This is a genomic window from Mycobacterium arosiense ATCC BAA-1401 = DSM 45069, assembly GCF_002086125.1.
GTDB lineage: Bacteria > Actinomycetota > Actinomycetes > Mycobacteriales > Mycobacteriaceae > Mycobacterium > Mycobacterium arosiense.
The window spans coordinates 17,341-33,797 of record NZ_MVHG01000035.1 but is presented as its reverse complement, the minus strand read 5'-3'; the positions used below and the strand labels follow the sequence as shown (position 1 = coordinate 33,797).

Here is a 16,457-nt window from a genome sequence, read left to right as displayed (position 1 = left end):
TGACACCGACCGAATTGTCGCTACGAGGCGGGCAAAAGACATGTCCGCTCTTGTAGAGGCCGATGTGGCGTATGTGACTTACTCGGCGATGGACAACACGATGCCGTCCAGGATGTCGTGCTCGCTGACGGTCAGCTCGTCGATGCCGGCTCGGGCGCGCAGCTCGCGCGCCAACTCCTCGACCACGATCGCGCCCCCGCCGATCACATCGGCGCGCCCCTCATGCATCGGGCCCAGCGCCGCGCGCTGGGCCCGATGCATGCCGATCAGCCGTTCGCACACGGCCAGCAGGTCGTCGCCGGCGACCCGCGAAAGATGAATGGCCGCAGAATCATACGTGGCCAGGTTGTGGGCCAGCGCCGACAGCGTGGTCATCGTCCCGGCCAGCCCGACCCAGGTCTTCGCCCCCTCGACGGGCACCACGCTCAGCGCGAGCTCGAGTCGCTCACGCACCACCCGGCGCGCCGCCGCGACTTCCCCGGGCGTCGGGGGATCCGAATGCAAACAGCGTTCGGTCACCCGCACGCAGCCGATGTCGGCCGAGTAGCTGGCCGTCACCCCGCCCTGCGCGTCGGCGCCAACCACGATCTCGGTCGAGCCGCCACCCAGGTCGACGACGACGAAGGGCCCGGCCGCGGCGTCCAACTCGCCGACGGCGCCGCGGAACGACAGCGAGGCCTCCTCGGCGCCGGTGATCACCTCCGCCATCGCCCCGGGCGGCACCGCGCCCAGCACGTCGGCGGTCATCGCGAAGAAGGCGTCGCGGTTGGCGACGTCGCGGGCGGCCGAGGTGGCCACCATCCGCACCCGTTGCGTCCCATGCCGTTTCAGCAATCCCGCATAGTCGATGAGCGCCGCTCGGGTGCGGGCTATCGCGTCCGCCGCGAACTCACCGGTCGCGTCGACACCCTGGCCCAGTCGCACGATGCGCGTTTCCCGGTGCACGTCGTGCAGCCGACCACCGTCGACGTCGGCGATCAGCAACCGAATCGAATTGGTACCGCAGTCGATTCCCGCGAGCCTGCCGTTCACCACCGGCCGGCCTCCAGAATGCCGGCCATCGCGGGCTCGCCGGCCAGGATCGCCAGCGCCTCGTCGCCGAACGGGTTCACGCCCGGCCCCTTGGCCAGCGAATGGGCGATCAGCACGTGCAGGCACTTGACCCGGTCGGGCATCCCGCCGCCGGAGAACGTGGTGCCCAGCGATTCGATCGCGTCCCGTTCGGCCAGATACGAATCGTGGGCGCGCCGGTACGCGGCCGCCAATTCCGCGTCCTGGCCCAGCCGCTCGGTCATTTCGCGCATCAGCCCCGTCGTCTCCAGCCTGCTGGCGGCGGCCGTCAGCGCCGGATGGGTCAGGTAGTACAACGTCGGAAAAGGCGTTCCGTCGGGCAGTTTCGGCGCCGTCTTCACCACGCCCGGCTCACCATTGGGACAACGGTAGGCGATTTCGAGCACCCCGCGCGGCTCGCGCCCGAGCTGGCGCGCCACCGCTTCCAGGTCGGCACGGTCAACCACCGGGGCCCGTGGGATTCGGTGCGGGCGCCGGACCGGGTACTCCCGATTTCGGCGGGCCTTGCGGCGCAGGCGGATTGGCCGGCGGCAGGTGCGGGGCATCGGCGATGGTATGCCACAGCGACGTGTACCAGGGGTCGGTGTTGGCCGGCTTCGCCGACGGAGAGCCGGGCTGCGTCGGCTCGGCCGCCGTCGGCGGAAGCTGCACCTGGAACGGGATGTCACCGGGCTTGACGAAGCCGAGCCGCTCGCGGGCCTGCGCCGCAATATAGGCCGGGTCGTTGAGTTTGGCCTTGCGCTGCTCCAGCTCCGCGACCTGACGCCGCAGCGCCGCCTCGGTGGCGGCCAGCTGATTCATCTCGGTGCGCTGGGCAAAGTAGGTGCGCACCGGCCCGGCGATGGTCAACGTCAGCACGCAGATCACCGCGGCCAACACCGCCGCCCGGCGAGCGGTGAAACCCAGCCGTTGCTCGGAGCGCTGCTCAACCGATTCGGCGGCCTGACGGGTGATCGGCTCGACGACATGCTCTTGCTGCGTACGCGCAGTGGCGCGGGCGGCCTGGTTGGCCGTGGGCGACGTCCGCGACGACGGCTTGGAGGACGGCTTGGCCGAGCGACGGCGCCGAACCGAATCACCGGCCTTCCCCGGGCGCGATGCCGGGGAGCGCCGTTTGGAGTCGGGCCGTTTCGCGTCAGCCATGTCAACCGTTGCGCGTCAAGCTATTTCGTGTCCACGGCATACCGCGGGAAGGCCAGGTCGCCGGCGTAGCGGGCGGCGTCACCGAGGGCCTCCTCGATCCGCAGCAGCTGGTTGTACTTGGCGACGCGCTCGCTGCGGGCCGGTGCGCCGGTCTTGATCTGCCCACTGCCCACGGCCACCGCCAGGTCCGCGATGGTGGTGTCCTCGGTCTCACCGCTGCGGTGGCTCATCATCGTGCGATAGCCGCTGTGGTGGGCGAGCGCGACGGCGTCCAGCGTCTCGGTCAGCGTGCCGATCTGATTCACCTTGACCAGCAACGCGTTTGCCACACCCTTGTCGATACCCTCTTCCAGGCGCTCGGGATTGGTGACGAAGATGTCGTCACCGACCAGCTGCACCCGGTCACCGATCGACGCGGTCAACGTCGCCCAGCCGTCCCAATCGTCTTCCGACAGCGGGTCTTCGATGGACACCAACGGGTACGAGCCGAGCAGCCCGGCGTAGAAGTCCGCCATCTGCGCGGCGGTGCGGGTGCTGCCCTCGAACTTGTAGCCGGCCCCGTCGGTGAAGAATTCGGTGGCCGCCGCGTCGAGCGCCAGCGCCACGTCGGCGCCGAGTTTGAAACCGACCGACTCGATGGCCCGGCTGATCAGGTCCAGGGCCGCGGTGGTGCCCGCGACATCGGGCGCGAAACCGCCCTCGTCGCCCAGGCCCGTGCTCAAGCCCTCCTTCTTGAGCACCGACTTCAGCGCGTGATACACCTCGGCGCCCCAGCGCAGCGCCTCGGCGAAGCTGGGCGCACCGATCGGCGCCACCATGAACTCCTGGATGTCGACGGCGGTGTCGGCGTGCGCGCCGCCGTTGAGGATGTTCATCATCGGCACCGGCAGGATGTGTGCGTTCGGGCCGCCGAGATAGCGGAACAGCGGCAGCTCGGCGGAGTCGGCGGCCGCCTTGGCCACGGCCAGCGAAACGCCCAGGATCGCGTTGCCGCCCAGCCGCGACTTGTCGGGCGTGCCATCCAGGTCCAGCAGCGCCTGGTCCAGCAACCGCTGATCGTCGGCGTTCAGCCCGATCACCGCCGGCCCGATCTCGTCCAGCACGGCCTGCACCGCCTTCTGCACGCCCTTGCCGCCGTAACGCTCGCCACCGTCGCGCAGCTCGACGGCCTCATGTTCCCCCGTCGACGCGCCGGAGGGCACCGCTGCGCGGGCGAACGTTCCGTCGATCAGGGCAATCTCGACCTCGACTGTCGGGTTACCGCGGGAATCGAGGATCTCGCGGGCCCCGACCTGCTCGATAATCGGCACTGAGTTCTCCTTGCGTTCCTAGCCGGTGCGTGCTTTCGCCGGTCAGCGATACATCCTGCTACAGCGGGTGACCTTTCGCGTAGGCGGTGGCCCAATCGCGGACCGCCCGGGCGTACACCCCGGAGTTGTTGTATGCCCGCAGCGCGGTGATCCAGCCGCGCGGCGTTGCGAGATCCTTTCCGCGCCAACACAGGTAACCGGCCGCCGCGAGCGCGGCGTCGTCGATGTTGTCCGGGCTGACGCGGCCGTCGTTGTGAGCGTCGACACCATAGAGCCGCCACGTCTCCGGGATGAACTGCATCGGTCCCATGGCGCGCGTCACGCCGTCGCCGTCGGTGACGGCTTCCTCGGTGTCGACGATGCGCAGCGTGCCGCCGCTGCCGTCGAGGCGGACACCCCGAATCGGGGGGTTCACATCGCCGTTGGGGGCCAGCCGCGCCCCGCGGTAGGTGCCGTGGTGGCTCTCGACCTGGCCGATGCCGGCCAGGGTGGTCCACGCGATGTGGCATTTCGGGTTTTCGACCTCGGCGACCCGCGCCGCGTAGGCGTAGGCCTCGAGCGCGATCACCGGGATCTCGAGTCCCGCCGAGCGCTGCTGTGCCCAGTCCCGCAACTGATCCGCGGGACGGCCGCTGGCGTGGGTGTCCACCGGGGGCACCGGATCCCCGGCCGGTGGTGGCACGCCGTCCGGGATGAACAGGCTGAGCTGCCAGGTGCAGCTGGAGGCCAGAACGATCGCGGTCGCGCCGATCACGGCGGCCGCGCGCATCCAACGCCTCGGCGACACCATGCTTTCCTGAGCTCCCCTAAACTCGCCTGCACCAACTTCCGCCACACCATCGTCCCATGCGTTCGGGACCCACCCGGTTGTCCCGGGCCCCGCCGCGCCGACATTCCGCCGGTTTCAGCTAATCCTCGGTTAGCTGTTGGCCGCTTCGGCTAGCGCGACCAGACCAACGCCAACCACGGGGATTCGCAACCTCATCGGCGATATTACCGAGCCGACGCGGACAAATTGGGCAAACATTGCGACGGTCGCTCGCCGCCACGGGCGAAACCGCGAATCAGGGGCGGCGGCGCCGCGGTAGGGGCGGCGGCGCCGCGGTAAAGGCGGCGCCCCGTCAGGCGTCGTCGGCCGCGGCGTCGGCGGTGGACTCCTCGGCGGCCGGGTCGCCCTCGCCGTCGGCCTCCTGTGCCGCATCGTCGACTGGCGGTACGGCGGTCGGCCAGTGCTCGCGCCACTCCTGCTCGGAGATCTCACCGAGCGGGGCCACGTCGAACTCCTGGGGAACACCGGCGCCGCGGCGCACCGCCGCGATCGTCCGCTCGACTCCGCGGACCGTCTCCACGAAGTCCAGAACGGCGGTGCGCAACGCACTTTCGGCATCGACATCGGCCGACACCGAGACCGTGGTGATCTCGCCGGGGATCAGGTCGGCGGGAACACCCGCCTTGGCGGCACGGGCAATGACCTTGTGGGCCAGTGCCAATGCGGGCTGCCCGGTGTGCACATCGTCCATCACCGATATGCGCGGCTTCTCGGCCGCCTTGCGCTCCTCCCATTGGGTCAACTGCTCTTCAAGCGAAATCGACTGTCCGGCAAGGACTCCCGGCACCCGGTTACCCAATTTGCGCATCAGCGCAGCGGCGACATCGTCGATGGTGAAGGCGGAGTGCGGCGCATCCTCGGCGATGCGGGCGTGGAAAAGCACCTGCAGCAGCACGTCGCCGAGCTCGTCGCGCAACTGCTCGGCGTTGCCGCTGCTGACCGCGTCCAGCAGTTCGTAGGTCTCCTCCAGCAAAAACCTGCGCAGCGAATCGTGGGTCTGCTCGCTTTCCCACGGCCCGGCGGTGCGCAATTTGTCCATCATCGCCACGGCATCGACCAGCCGCTCACCGCGGGGCGTCTCGGGCGCCGATATCAGCCGCGCGCCGGCGGCCAACCGGGCGGTGACGGCGGGGTGCTCGGGGTCCGACGACAGCAATACCGGCGCGTCCTCACCGGAGTGCACCGGGCGCGCCGCCGGCAGCGACCAGGGCACCGCGACGGGCATCTCCTCGGTGTATTGCACCTCGCCGGTCAGGTGCTCGATGGCCTCGACGGGCACCAGCGACGGGCGGCGCGGGTCGAACAAGACGACGATCACGGGCGCCCCTCCTCCTGATCGCTTCGTCCCCCGCAAGCGGGTGGTACCCCGGCTTCATCGTCGCGGACGCGGATCACGCCCGTCGCTCCTCACTGGCCATCGATGCAGGTGAACCCGTTATACCAAGGTCCGTCTGCGGTTTGCCCTGCAGTGCCGTCACCAGGTTGGCCACCATCTGCACCAACTCGACGTCGCGCAGCCGCGGCGCGCCCACCCCGCCGGCGCGCGGAATCGGAACCGACACAGTGGACGTCGTGGCCCGATAGTTCGCGGCCGGATACATTCGCTTGAGCCGCACCTGCGCCGAATCGGGCAGGGTCATCGGCGAGAGCCGCACCGTGGCGGCCGACGGCGCGGATACCTCGGTGATGCCGGCGCCGCGGCACAGCAGCCGCAGTCGTGCCACTGCGACCAGCCGCAGGGCCGGTTCGGGCAGCGCCCCGTACCGGTCGACGAGCTCCTCCACGACCGCGTCGATCTCGCCATCGGATGCGGCGGCGGCCAGCCGCCGATATCCCTCGAGGCGCAGCCGGTCGCTGGCGATGTAGTCCGGCGGCAGGTGCGCGTCGACCGGCAGGTCGATCCGCACGTCCTTGGGTTCCTCGGCGGTGGTGACGGTTTGGCCGTCGGCGGCCGCCCGGTAGGCCTCCACCGCCTCGCCCACCAGCCGGACGTACAGGTCGAAGCCGACGCCGGCGACGTGCCCGGACTGCTCGACGCCCAGCACGTTGCCGGCCCCGCGGATTTCGAGGTCCTTCATCGCGACGGCCATGCCCGCGCCCAGCTCGTTGTTCTGGGCGATGGTGGCCAGCCGGTCGTAGGCGGTCTCGGTCAGCGGCGAGTGCGGCGGATACAGGAAGTAGGCGTAGCCGCGCTCACGGCTGCGGCCGACCCGGCCGCGCAGCTGGTGGAGCTGGGAAAGGCCGAAGGTGTCGGCGCGCTCGACGATCAGCGTGTTCGCGTTGGAGATGTCCAGGCCGGTCTCCACGATCGTGGTGCACACCAGGATGTCGTATTCGCGGTTCCAGAATCCCTGAACGGTGCGTTCCAGCCGCTCCTCGGGCATCTGCCCGTGCGCGACGACCACTCGCGCCTCGGGCACCAGCTCGCGGATCCGGGCCGCCGCCCGGTCGATGGAGCTGACCCGGTTGTGCACGTAGAAGGCCTGCCCGTCGCGCAGCAGCTCGCGCCGCAGGGCCGCCGCGACCTGCTTGTCGTCGTGTGGACCCACATAGGTCAGCACCGGATACCGCTCTTCGGGTGGGGTCAGGATCGTCGACATCTCGCGGATGCCGGCCAGGCTCATCTCCAGCGTCCGCGGGATCGGGGTGGCGCTCATGGTCAGCACGTCGACGTGGGTGCGCAACGACTTGATGTGCTCCTTGTGCTCGACGCCGAACCGCTGTTCCTCGTCGACCACCACCAGGCCGAGGTCCTTCCAGTGCACCCCGGTCTGCAACAGCCGGTGCGTGCCGATCACCACGTCCACCGATCCGTCGGCCAGGCCCTCGACGACGGCCTTGGACTCCGCCGCGTCGGTGAACCGGGACAGGCCCTTGACTGTGACCGGGAAGCCGGCCATCCGGTCGGTGAAGGTTTGCAGGTGCTGGTCGGCCAGCAGCGTGGTGGGCACCAGCACCGCGACCTGCTTGCCGTCCTGGACCGCCTTGAACGCCGCCCGCACCGCGATCTCGGTCTTGCCGTAGCCGACGTCGCCGCAGATCACCCGGTCCATCGGGATCGGCTTTTCCATGTCGGACTTGACCTCGGTGATCGCGGTGAGCTGGTCGACCGTCTCGGTGTAGCCGAACGCGTCCTCCATCTCGGCCTGCCACGGGGTGTCCGGCCCGAACGCGTGGCCCGCGCTGGCCTGCCGCTTGGCGTACAACGACACCAGCTCGCCGGCGATCTCGCGCACCGCGCGGCGGGCCTTGGTCTTGGTGTTGGTCCAGTCGCTGCCGCCGAGCTTGGAAAGCGCCGGCGCCTGTCCACCGACGTATCGCGACAACTGGTCCAGCGAGTCCATGGGGACGTAAAGCTTGTCGGAGCCGCCTCCCCGCTTGCTGGACGCGTACTCGAGCACCAGGTACTCGCGCCGCGCGCCGCCGACGGTGCGCTCGACCATCTCCACGAACCGGCCGATGCCGTGTTGATCGTGCACCACCAGATCACCGGCGGTGAGCGCCAGCGGGTCAACGGTGTTGCGCCGCTTGGCCGCCAGGCGCTTGCCCTCGACGGCCGCCACCCGGCTGCCCGTCAGGTCGGACTCGGTGATCACCACCAGCGTGGCGCCGGGGATGATGACGCCGTCGTGCAGCGGGCCCTTGAGCACTCCGACCACGCCGGCGTTGGGGGCCGCGCCCGATTCGAGCATGGCGGCCGGGGTCTCGCAATCGGCCAGCCGTTCCACCACCCGGTGCGCGGTCCCGACGCCCGGCGCGACGACGACGGCGTAGCCGCCGGTGCTGACGTGCGCGCGCAGCATCGCGAAGATGCCGTCGATGTCATGCTGATGCCCGCGCGCCGAGGGCGCCGACCGGATTTCCAGTTCCACGGCCGACTCGTCGGACAGCTGGCTCAGCGTCCACCACGGATGCCCGGCGCGGGCCGCCGCGGCCCGCACGTCCTCGAGTTCGGCGAATCCCGACCCGCCGAACTGGGCCACGTCGACCGGGGCGTCGGTACCCAACGCGGCCACCGACCACGACGCCTCGAGGAATTCGCTGCCGGTCTTGATCAGATCGGCGGCCCGGGTGCGGACCTTCTCCGGGTCGCACAGCAAGACCGGTGTGCCCTGCGCCAATTGGTCGGTGAGCAGCACGTGCTCGCCGGGCCGAAGCACCGGCAGCAGCGCCTCCATGCCGTCGACCGCGATACCCTCGCCGATCTTGGCCAGCATGTCGGTGACGCTGCCGGTGATGGCGGGCTCGGTGGTGCGGTGCCGTGCGGCCAGTTCGGCGGCGCGCCGGCGCACGTCCTCGGTCAGCAGCAGCTCCCGGCAGGCCACCGCGATCAGGGTGTCGACCTCGATCTCGGGGATCGAGCGCTGATCGGCGACCGAGAACATCCGCATCTCGCTGACCTCGTCGCCCCAGAACTCGATGCGCACGGGGTGCTCGGCGGTCGGCGGGAATACATCGAGAATCCCGCCGCGCACGGCGAATTCGCCGCGCCGGCCCACCATGTCGACCCGGGTGTAGGCCAGCTCGGCGAGCCGGGTGATCACGGCCTCGAATTCGACTTCGGCGCCCACGGTCAACGTGACCGGCTCCACCAGGCCCAGCTGCGGCGTCATCGGCTGCAGCAGCGAGCGCACGGCGGTAACGACCACCCGCAGGGGTGGGCCCAACCGCGCATCGTCGGGATGGGCCAGCCGGCGCAGCACCGTCAAACGGGCGCCGACGGTGTCGACGCCGGGCGAAAGCCGCTCGTGCGGCAGCGTTTCCCACGACGGGAACACCGCGACGGCGTCGCCGAAGACGCCGCGCAGTTCGGCGGTCAAGTCGTCGGCTTCGCGCCCGGTCGCGGTGACTACCAGCAGAGGACCCAACCGCGCCAGCGCACTGGCGACGAACAGCCGTGCGCTGGCTGGACCCACCAGGCTCAACTCGGCCGGCGACGCGGCCGCGCCGTCGATCAGCTGCTGGAAGGTCGGCGCGGTGAGCGCCAATTCAACGAGCCCCGCGATCGGGGTTTCTGGGCGAGCAGCCCCCGGTGCGGTCATGATGAATTCCATTCTAGGGGCCCTCGGGGACGGGGCCGGGCGCCCCGATCCGCGTCAATACTGAGCTCGCCAGCGTCAAGGGTTCGTAAGAAAAGCACCCACCGGACTACCTAGGGGCGCATGTTGGATTCATGACATTGCTGGACATCCTGCCGTCAATCGGTCACGCCGCTCCCCCGCGTTTCGATCCCGCGATCTGGCCTGTCACCGCACACCCCGACGAGGAGGGCAGGCTGTGCGTCGGCGGTGTACCACTGGCCGACATCGCCGACGAGTTCGGGACCCCGGCCTACGTCATCGACGAAACCGACTTTCGGCATCGCGCCCGGCGCTACCGACGTTCGCTGCGCGGCGTCGAGGTGGTCTACGCCGCGAAGTCGCTGCTGAGCATCGCCGTGGCCCGCTGGGCCCGCGAGGAGGGCCTCGGCATCGACGTCTGCTCGGCCGGCGAGCTGGCCGTGGCCCTCGCCGGTGGTTTCGACCCGGCCCGCATCGTCATGCACGGCAACGTGAAATCGCCCGAGGAGTTGCGCGAGGCGGGGCGCGTCGGCGTGGGGCGCATCGTGCTGGATTCGTGCATGGAGATCGCCTACCTTGCCGGGCTGGCGCGGCAGCGCCAGTCGGTGCTCATCCGGGTGACCCCGGACATCGACATCCACGGACATCGCGCCGTCACCACCGGGGTCAGCGACCAGAAGTTCGGCTTCACCCTCAACGGCGATCACGCCGCCGAGGCGGTGCAGCGGGTGCTGGCGCATCCCATCCTCGACCTGGCCGGCCTGCACTGCCACATCGGCTCACAGGTCACCGACCCCGCCCTGTACGGCGAAGCGATCCGCCGGGTGATCCCGGCGATGGCCGATATCCGGGCCCGGCACGGCGTCATCCTCACCGAGCTGAACATCGGCGGCGGTCACGCCGTCCCCTACGTCCCCGGCGATCGCGAGCTCGACCTCGACCAGCTGGCCGACGTCATCGAGAACGCCCTCGACGAGGCCTGTGCCGCCGAGCATTTCCCCCGCCCGCAGATCGTGGTGGAGCCGGGCCGGGCCATCAGCGGGCGGGCCGGCGTCACGCTGTATCGGGTGTGCTCGATCAAGACGCAATCGAACGGCCGTACGTTCGTCGCCGTCGACGGCGGCATGAGCGACAACCCGCGGGTGTCGTTGTACGGCGCGCGCTACGCGGTCGCGCTGGCGAACCGGCATCCGCTGGGCCTCAAGCAGCGCGTCACCGTGGCCGGCCGGCACTGCGAATCGGGCGACGAGATCGCCCGCGACGTCGAGCTGCCGGCCGACCTGCACCCCGGCGACCTGTTGGCCGTGGCCTGCACCGGCGCCTATCACCACAGCATGGCGTCGAACTACAACATGGTCGGGCGGCCCGCGCTGGTGGCGGTCAAAGAGGGGCGGGCCCGCGAACTGGTTCGCCGGGAGACGGTTGTCGACCTGCTGGCCCGCGACCGCGGCTAGGCCGCGGAACGTCGATCGCCGAGCGTAAGCGCACTGCGAAAAACCCCGGCGAAAGACGCAGTGCGATTACGCTCGCGGGCCGAGCGGTCTACTCGTCCTGCAGCCGGGGGTCGGCCTCCAGGTGGGTCAGCCCGTTCCACATCAGGTTGACCAGGTGCGCGGCCACCACTTCTTTCTTGGGCTCGCGTGTGTCGAGCCACCACTGCGCCGTCATCGACACCGAGCCGACCAGCGCCTGCGCGTACAGCGGCGCCAGTCCGGGGTCCAGGCCGCGGCGGGAGAAGTCGCCGGCCAGGATGGAGCTGACCTGGTTGACGGCATCGTTGAGCAGGCTGGAGTACGTGCCCGAGCTGATCGCGGCCGGCGAGTCGCGGATCATGATGCGAAAGCCGTCGGTGCGCTCTTCGACGTAGGTGAGCAGCGCCAGCGCGACCCGCTCGACGCGCACCCGGGACCGGTTGTTGGTCAGCGACGACGTGATGCCGTCCAGCAGCGCCGACATCTCCCGGTCGACGACGACGGCGTACAGGCCTTCCTTGCCGCCGAAGTGCTCGTAGACGACCGGCTTGGACACATTGGCGCGCACCGCGATCTCCTCGATCGAGGTGCCTTCGTACCCGCGCTCGGCGAACAGCGTGCGGGCGATGCCGACGAGCTGTTGGCGACGCTCGGTGCCGGTCATTCGCGCGCGCGGCGCCCGCACCTCTTTGTCCGGGTCTTTGTCGAGAACAGCCACGTCAATCAGCGTATAGCTTCGCGATGGCCAAACCGGCCGTCTTTCCCTCGGCGCCACGATCGGCCCGCGAACCGTCTAAAGTCTCTTGGTGGCGCGGGCCGCGGGGCTTTGCGATCCGTCGTGGTGTAATCGGCAGCACCTCTGATTTTGGTTCAGATAGTTCAGGTTCGAGTCCTGGCGACGGAGCTTGGCTCGTTGGGCCTTTGCCGCGAGAGTGCACAAAATGACACGCTTGACGGTGTGTCGTCGTACCAACACGCACGCTCGCGCCAGGAGGCCGAGGAGGCTTGATGACAGTCCAAGGTGACACCGCGGTCCTGGTGCTAGCGGCCGGGCCCGGCACCCGGATGCGGTCGGACACCCCGAAAGTCCTGCACACCATCGGTGGGCGCAGCATGCTGGCCCACCTGCTGCACGCGATCACCAAGGTGGCTCCCCAGCACCTGGCCGTCGTGTTGGGCCACGACCACGAACGCATCGCACCGCTGGTCGCCGACTGGGCCGACGCTCTGGGACGTCCCATCGACGTGGCGCTGCAGGACCGGCCCCGCGGCACCGGCGACGCGGTCCTGTGTGGGCTGTCCGCGCTGCCCGCCGATTACGCGGGGGTGCTCGTCGTGACCTCGGGCGACACCCCGCTGCTGGACGCCGACACCCTGGCCGACCTGATCGCCAGCCACAGGGCGGCGCCGGCTGCCGTCACGGTGCTGACCACGACGGTGAGCGACCCGAGTGGCTACGGCCGGATCCTGCGCACGCAGGACAACGAGGTGACGGCGATCGTGGAACACGCCGACGCCACCCCCTCGCAGCGCGAGATCCGTGAGGTCAACGCCGGCGTCTACGCCTTCGACAGCGCGGCGCTGCGCTCGGCGCTGAACCGGTTGAGCTCCAACAACGCCCAGCAGGAGCTCTATCTGACCGACGTCATCGCCATCCTGCGCGGCGACGGCCTGGCCATCCACGCCCGCCATGTCGACGACAGCGCGCTGGTGGCCGGCGTCAACAACCGCGTCCAGCTCGCGCAGCTGGGCGCCGAACTCAACCGCCGCATCATCGCGGCCCACCAGATGGCCGGCGTCACCGTCGTCGACCCGGCCACCACCTGGGTCGACGTCGACGTCACCATCGGTCGCGACACCGTCATCGCGCCGGGGACGCAGCTGCTGGGCCACACCCGGGTCGGTGAGCATTGCGTCGTCGGCCCGGACACCACCCTGACCGACGTCAGCGTCGGCGACGGCGCCTCGGTGGTACGCACCCACGGCACCTCGTCTTCCATCGGGGCCGGCGCGACCGTCGGCCCCTTCACCTACCTGCGGCCGGGCACCGTGCTGGGCGACGACGGCAAGCTCGGCGCGTTCGTCGAGACCAAGAACGCCACCATCGGCACCGGCTCGAAGGTGCCGCACCTGACCTACGTCGGGGACGCCGACATCGGCGAACACAGCAACATCGGCGCGTCCAGCGTGTTCGTCAACTATGACGGCGAATCGAAGCGGCGGACCACCATCGGCTCGCACGTGCGCACCGGCTCGGACACCATGTTCGTGGCGCCGGTGACGGTCGGCGACGGCGCCTACACCGGCGCGGGCACGGTGGTGCGCAACGACGTCCCGCCCGGGACGCTGGCGGTCTCCGCGGGTCCGCAGCGCAATATCGAAGGTTGGGTGCGCCGCAAGCGCCCCGGCAGCGCGGCCGCGCTCGCGGCCGAGGCCGCCGAGAAAGCCACCGGTCAGGCCGCCCCGCAGGTCTTTGAGGCGGGCCCCGCGCCGGAAGCCGACTAGACACCGTGCATTCGGTTGCTGGCAACCCGGCCACATTTCCGTACGATTCGCTTCGTACGATGGGGCCTTCCATTCCCCACCCCGATATGGCGAGGGCAGTGCGTTGAGCCACGACTGGACCGATAACCGCAAAAATTTGATGCTCTTCTCCGGCCGCGCGCATCCGGAGCTGGCCGAGCAGGTGGCCAAAGAGCTCGACGTCCACGTCACCGCTCAGACCGCACGTGAGTTCGCCAACGGCGAGATCTTCGTCCGGTTCCACGAATCCGTTCGTGGCTGCGACGCGTTCGTGCTGCAGTCGGCCCCGGATCCGGTCAACAACTGGCTGATGGAACAGCTGATCATGATCGACGCCCTCAAGCGGGGCAGCGCCAAGCGGATCACCGCCGTCATGCCGTTCTACCCCTACGCCCGGCAGGACAAGAAGCACCGCGGCCGCGAACCGATCTCGGCGCGGTTGGTCGCCGACCTACTCAAGACGGCGGGGGCGGACCGGATCGTCACGGTCGACCTGCACACCGACCAGATCCAGGGCTTCTTCGACGGACCCGTCGACCACATGCGCGCACAGAACCTGCTGACCGGCTACATCCGCGACAACTACCCCGACGGCAACATGGTGGTCGTCTCGCCCGACTCCGGCCGGGTGCGCATCGCCGAGAAGTGGGCCGACTCGCTGGGCGGCGTCCCGCTGGCCTTCATCCACAAGACCCGCGACCCGAAGGTGCCCAATCAGGTGGTTTCCAACCGGGTCGTCGGCGAGGTGGCCGGACACACCTGCGTGCTGATCGACGACATGATCGACACCGGTGGCACCATCGCCGGCGCGGTCAAGTTGCTGCGCGACGAGGGCGCCGGTGACGTGATCATCGCGGCCACCCACGGTGTGCTCTCCGATCCGGCCGCCGAGCGGCTGGCCGGCTGCGGCGCCCGGGAAGTGATCGTGACGAACACCCTGCCCATCGGCGAGGAGAAGCGTTTCCCCCAGCTGACCGTCCTGTCCATCGCGCCGCTGCTGGCCAGCACGATCCGGGCCGTCTTCGAAAACGGCTCGGTCACAGGGCTTTTCGACGGAGACGCCTAGATGGCCGATTCCGTCATCTACCACAACCCCAAATGCAGCACCTCCCGTAAGACGCTGGATTTATTGCGCGACAACGGTATTGAGCCCACCGTCGTCCAATACCTGAAAACCCCGCCGTCGCGTAGCGAGCTGGTGAAGATGATCCGCGACGCGGGCATCGACGTGCGCACCGCCGTGCGCAAGCGGGAATCCCTCTACGACGAGCTCAACCTCGCCGACGCCACCGACGACCAGTTGCTCGACGCCATGGTCGAACACCCAATCCTCATCGAACGGCCCTTCGTCATCACACCGAAGGGCACTCGGCTGGCCCGCCCGATCGACGCGGTCCGCGAGATTCTGTGATTCGGCTCGGCCCCCTCGTGGCCGCTGCCGTGATAGTTGCGGCGGCTTTCTCGTCCGGCGGCTGTGCAACGAAACCGCCTGACTACCAATCGATCCTGTCGACGACGTCGACGCCCACGACTACCAAGCCGGCGCAGAAGCCGGTTCCGCTGTCGCAGTATCTGCAGAGCATCGGGGTGACCGGGGAACCGGTGGCACCGGGATCGCTGTCCGACCTGACGGTGTCCATACCGACACCCCCGGGCTGGTCGCCGTTCACCAGCCCGAACATCAGCCCGCAGACGCTGATCATCTCCCAGGGCGGCAAATTTCCGACGGCGCGGCTGGTGGTGTTCAAGCTCAACGGGGAGTTCGACCCGGCCCAGGTCATCAAGCACGGCAACGACGACGCGCAACTGTTCGAGAACTTCAAGCAGCTGGACGCCTCGGGCGCGCCCTACAACGGCTTTCCCTCATCGATGATTCAGGGCAGCTACGACCTCGAGGGAGGCATGCGGCTGCACAGCTGGAACCGCATCGTCATCGCCACAGGCTCACCGCCCGCCCGCCAGCGTTACCTGGTGCAGCTGACCATCACCGGCTTCGCCAACCAGGCCGCCGCGCAATCGTCGGACATCAACGCGATCATCCACGGATTCGTTGTCGCGGCGAAGTAGCGGCTTAGCGGCTCTGCGCTCGGCCGCCGTCGGCCATTAGTGTTGTCAGCCATGACTGGCTGGACCGCCGCAGATCTCCCGTCGTTCGCCGAACGCACCGTCATCATCACCGGTGCCAACAGCGGGTTGGGCGCCATCACCGCCCGCGAGCTGGCGCGACGAGGGGCCACGATCATCATGGCCGTGCGCAACATCCGCAAGGGCGAGACCGCCGCCCGCCGGATGGCCGGTCAGGTCGAGGTGCGCGAGCTCGATCTGCAGGACCTGTCGTCGGTGCGCCGGTTCGCCGAAGGCGTGAGCCAGGCCGACGTGCTGATCAACAACGCCGGCATCATGGCCGCGCCCTTCGCGCTGACGGTCGACGGCTTCGAGACCCAGATCGGCACCAATCACCTCGGCCACTTCGCGCTGACCAACCTGCTGCTGCCCAAGCTGACCGATCGGGTGGTGACGGTGTCGTCCATGGCGCATTGGGCCGGCAGCATCAACCTCGATGACCTGCATTGGCAGCACCGGCGGTACTCGCCGTGGCTGGCGTATAGCCAGTCCAAGCTCGCCAACCTGCTGTTCACCAGCGAGCTGCAGCGCCGCCTCACCGCCGCCGGCTCCCCGCTGCGCGCGCTCGCGGCCCACCCCGGCTACTCGCACACCAATCTGCAGGGCGCGTCCGGGCGCAAGCTGGGTGACACGCTGATGTCGGCCGTCACGCGGGTGGCCGCCACCAACGCCGATTTCGGCGCCCGGCAGACGCTGTACGCGGCGTCCCAGGACCTGCCCGGGGACACCTTCGTCGGCCCCCGCTTCGGCCAGATCGGCCGCACCCAACCGGTGGCGCGCAGCCGACGTGCCCGGGACATGGCAACCGCCGCGGCGCTGTGGTCGCTGTCGGAGCAGCTCACCAAGACCAAATTTCCCCTCTGAGGTGCGGATGCGCTAACCTGGCCGGGCGTCACGGCGAGGGTGGCTGGCCGACCAGCACCGT

The 16,457-nt window shown here is 69.3% G+C and carries 14 protein-coding genes and 1 tRNA gene; 7 read left to right on the top strand and 8 right to left on the bottom strand.

Annotated elements, in window-relative coordinates; all coding sequences use genetic code 11:
* Positions 1–78: 78 nt before the first annotated feature.
* The 7 genes from BST14_RS15185 to mfd form a co-directional block, all read right to left on the bottom strand.
* Complete coding sequence (locus BST14_RS15185; RefSeq protein ID WP_083065177.1) at positions 79–1,035, bottom strand: Ppx/GppA phosphatase family protein; 957 nt, start codon at positions 1,033–1,035, stop codon at positions 79–81.
* Complete coding sequence (locus BST14_RS15180; RefSeq protein ID WP_083065176.1) at positions 1,029–1,517, bottom strand: DUF501 domain-containing protein; 489 nt, start codon at positions 1,515–1,517, stop codon at positions 1,029–1,031. The genes BST14_RS15185 and BST14_RS15180 overlap by 7 nt, the downstream gene beginning before the upstream one ends.
* The gene (locus BST14_RS15175; RefSeq protein WP_083065175.1) at positions 1,510–2,214 is read right to left on the bottom strand and encodes an FtsB family cell division protein; all 705 of its coding nucleotides are present in this window, start codon (positions 2,212–2,214) and stop codon (positions 1,510–1,512) included. The genes BST14_RS15180 and BST14_RS15175 overlap by 8 nt, the downstream gene beginning before the upstream one ends.
* 20 nt (positions 2,215–2,234) lie before the next feature.
* Positions 2,235–3,524 carry a phosphopyruvate hydratase gene (gene eno / locus BST14_RS15170; protein WP_083065174.1) on the bottom strand — a complete coding sequence of 430 codons (1,290 nt, stop codon included), beginning with the start codon at positions 3,522–3,524 and terminating at the stop codon, positions 2,235–2,237.
* 58 nt (positions 3,525–3,582) lie between these two features.
* The gene (locus BST14_RS15165; RefSeq protein ID WP_142279416.1) at positions 3,583–4,311 is read right to left on the bottom strand and encodes a lytic transglycosylase domain-containing protein; all 729 of its coding nucleotides are present in this window, start codon (positions 4,309–4,311) and stop codon (positions 3,583–3,585) included.
* A 334-nt stretch (positions 4,312–4,645) separates the two neighbouring features.
* Complete coding sequence (locus BST14_RS15160; protein ID WP_083065172.1) at positions 4,646–5,671, bottom strand: nucleoside triphosphate pyrophosphohydrolase; 1,026 nt, start codon at positions 5,669–5,671, stop codon at positions 4,646–4,648.
* Between the two features lie 73 nt (positions 5,672–5,744).
* Positions 5,745–9,395, bottom strand: a complete 3,651-nt coding sequence (gene mfd / locus BST14_RS15155; RefSeq protein ID WP_169926093.1) for a transcription-repair coupling factor — start codon at positions 9,393–9,395, stop codon at positions 5,745–5,747.
* 131 nt (positions 9,396–9,526) lie between these two features.
* On the opposite strand from mfd, the gene lysA reads away from it, so the two are divergent.
* Positions 9,527–10,867, top strand: a complete 1,341-nt coding sequence (lysA, locus tag BST14_RS15150; RefSeq protein WP_083065170.1) for a diaminopimelate decarboxylase — start codon at positions 9,527–9,529, stop codon at positions 10,865–10,867.
* Between the two features lie 88 nt (positions 10,868–10,955).
* On the opposite strand, the gene BST14_RS15145 is transcribed toward lysA, so the two are convergent.
* The gene (locus BST14_RS15145; RefSeq protein ID WP_142279415.1) at positions 10,956–11,549 is read right to left on the bottom strand and encodes a TetR/AcrR family transcriptional regulator; all 594 of its coding nucleotides are present in this window, start codon (positions 11,547–11,549) and stop codon (positions 10,956–10,958) included.
* Positions 11,550–11,717: 168 nt separating this feature from the next.
* On the opposite strand from BST14_RS15145, the gene BST14_RS15140 reads away from it, so the two are divergent.
* The 6 genes from BST14_RS15140 to BST14_RS15115 all read left to right on the top strand — a co-directional run bounded on the left by BST14_RS15140 (position 11,718) and on the right by BST14_RS15115 (position 16,396).
* A tRNA-Gln gene (locus tag BST14_RS15140) sits at positions 11,718–11,789 on the top strand.
* Positions 11,790–11,893: 104 nt separating this feature from the next.
* Positions 11,894–13,390 (top strand): bifunctional UDP-N-acetylglucosamine diphosphorylase/glucosamine-1-phosphate N-acetyltransferase GlmU, encoded by a 1,497-nt coding sequence (gene glmU, locus BST14_RS15135; RefSeq protein WP_083065168.1) that lies wholly within the window; start codon positions 11,894–11,896, stop codon positions 13,388–13,390.
* A gap of 103 nt (positions 13,391–13,493) precedes the next feature.
* A complete protein-coding gene (locus BST14_RS15130; protein ID WP_083065167.1) occupies positions 13,494–14,474 on the top strand; it encodes a ribose-phosphate diphosphokinase in 981 nt (326 codons plus the stop codon).
* Positions 14,475–14,819 (top strand): arsenate reductase (glutaredoxin), encoded by a 345-nt coding sequence (gene arsC, locus BST14_RS15125; RefSeq protein ID WP_083065166.1) that lies wholly within the window; start codon positions 14,475–14,477, stop codon positions 14,817–14,819.
* A complete protein-coding gene (locus tag BST14_RS15120) occupies positions 14,816–15,475 on the top strand; it encodes an LpqN/LpqT family lipoprotein (RefSeq protein WP_083065165.1) in 660 nt (219 codons plus the stop codon). Before arsC ends, BST14_RS15120 begins: the two co-directional genes overlap by 4 nt.
* A 51-nt stretch (positions 15,476–15,526) precedes the next feature.
* The gene (locus tag BST14_RS15115) at positions 15,527–16,396 is read left to right on the top strand and encodes an oxidoreductase (protein WP_083065164.1); all 870 of its coding nucleotides are present in this window, start codon (positions 15,527–15,529) and stop codon (positions 16,394–16,396) included.
* Positions 16,397–16,457 lie beyond the last annotated feature (61 nt).

Coding starts and splice junctions, on each gene's coding strand:
- BST14_RS15145 (WP_142279415.1), bottom strand. CDS start 11,549: ATGACCGGCACCGAGCGTCGCCAACAGCTCGTCGGCATCGCCCGCACG.
- mfd (WP_169926093.1), bottom strand. CDS start 9,395: ATGACCGCACCGGGGGCTGCTCGCCCAGAAACCCCGATCGCGGGGCTC.
- BST14_RS15175 (WP_083065175.1), bottom strand. CDS start 2,214: ATGGCTGACGCGAAACGGCCCGACTCCAAACGGCGCTCCCCGGCATCG.
- lysA (WP_083065170.1), top strand. CDS start 9,527: ATGACATTGCTGGACATCCTGCCGTCAATCGGTCACGCCGCTCCCCCG.
- BST14_RS15115 (WP_083065164.1), top strand. CDS start 15,527: ATGACTGGCTGGACCGCCGCAGATCTCCCGTCGTTCGCCGAACGCACC.
- arsC (WP_083065166.1), top strand. CDS start 14,475: ATGGCCGATTCCGTCATCTACCACAACCCCAAATGCAGCACCTCCCGT.
- glmU (WP_083065168.1), top strand. CDS start 11,894: ATGACAGTCCAAGGTGACACCGCGGTCCTGGTGCTAGCGGCCGGGCCC.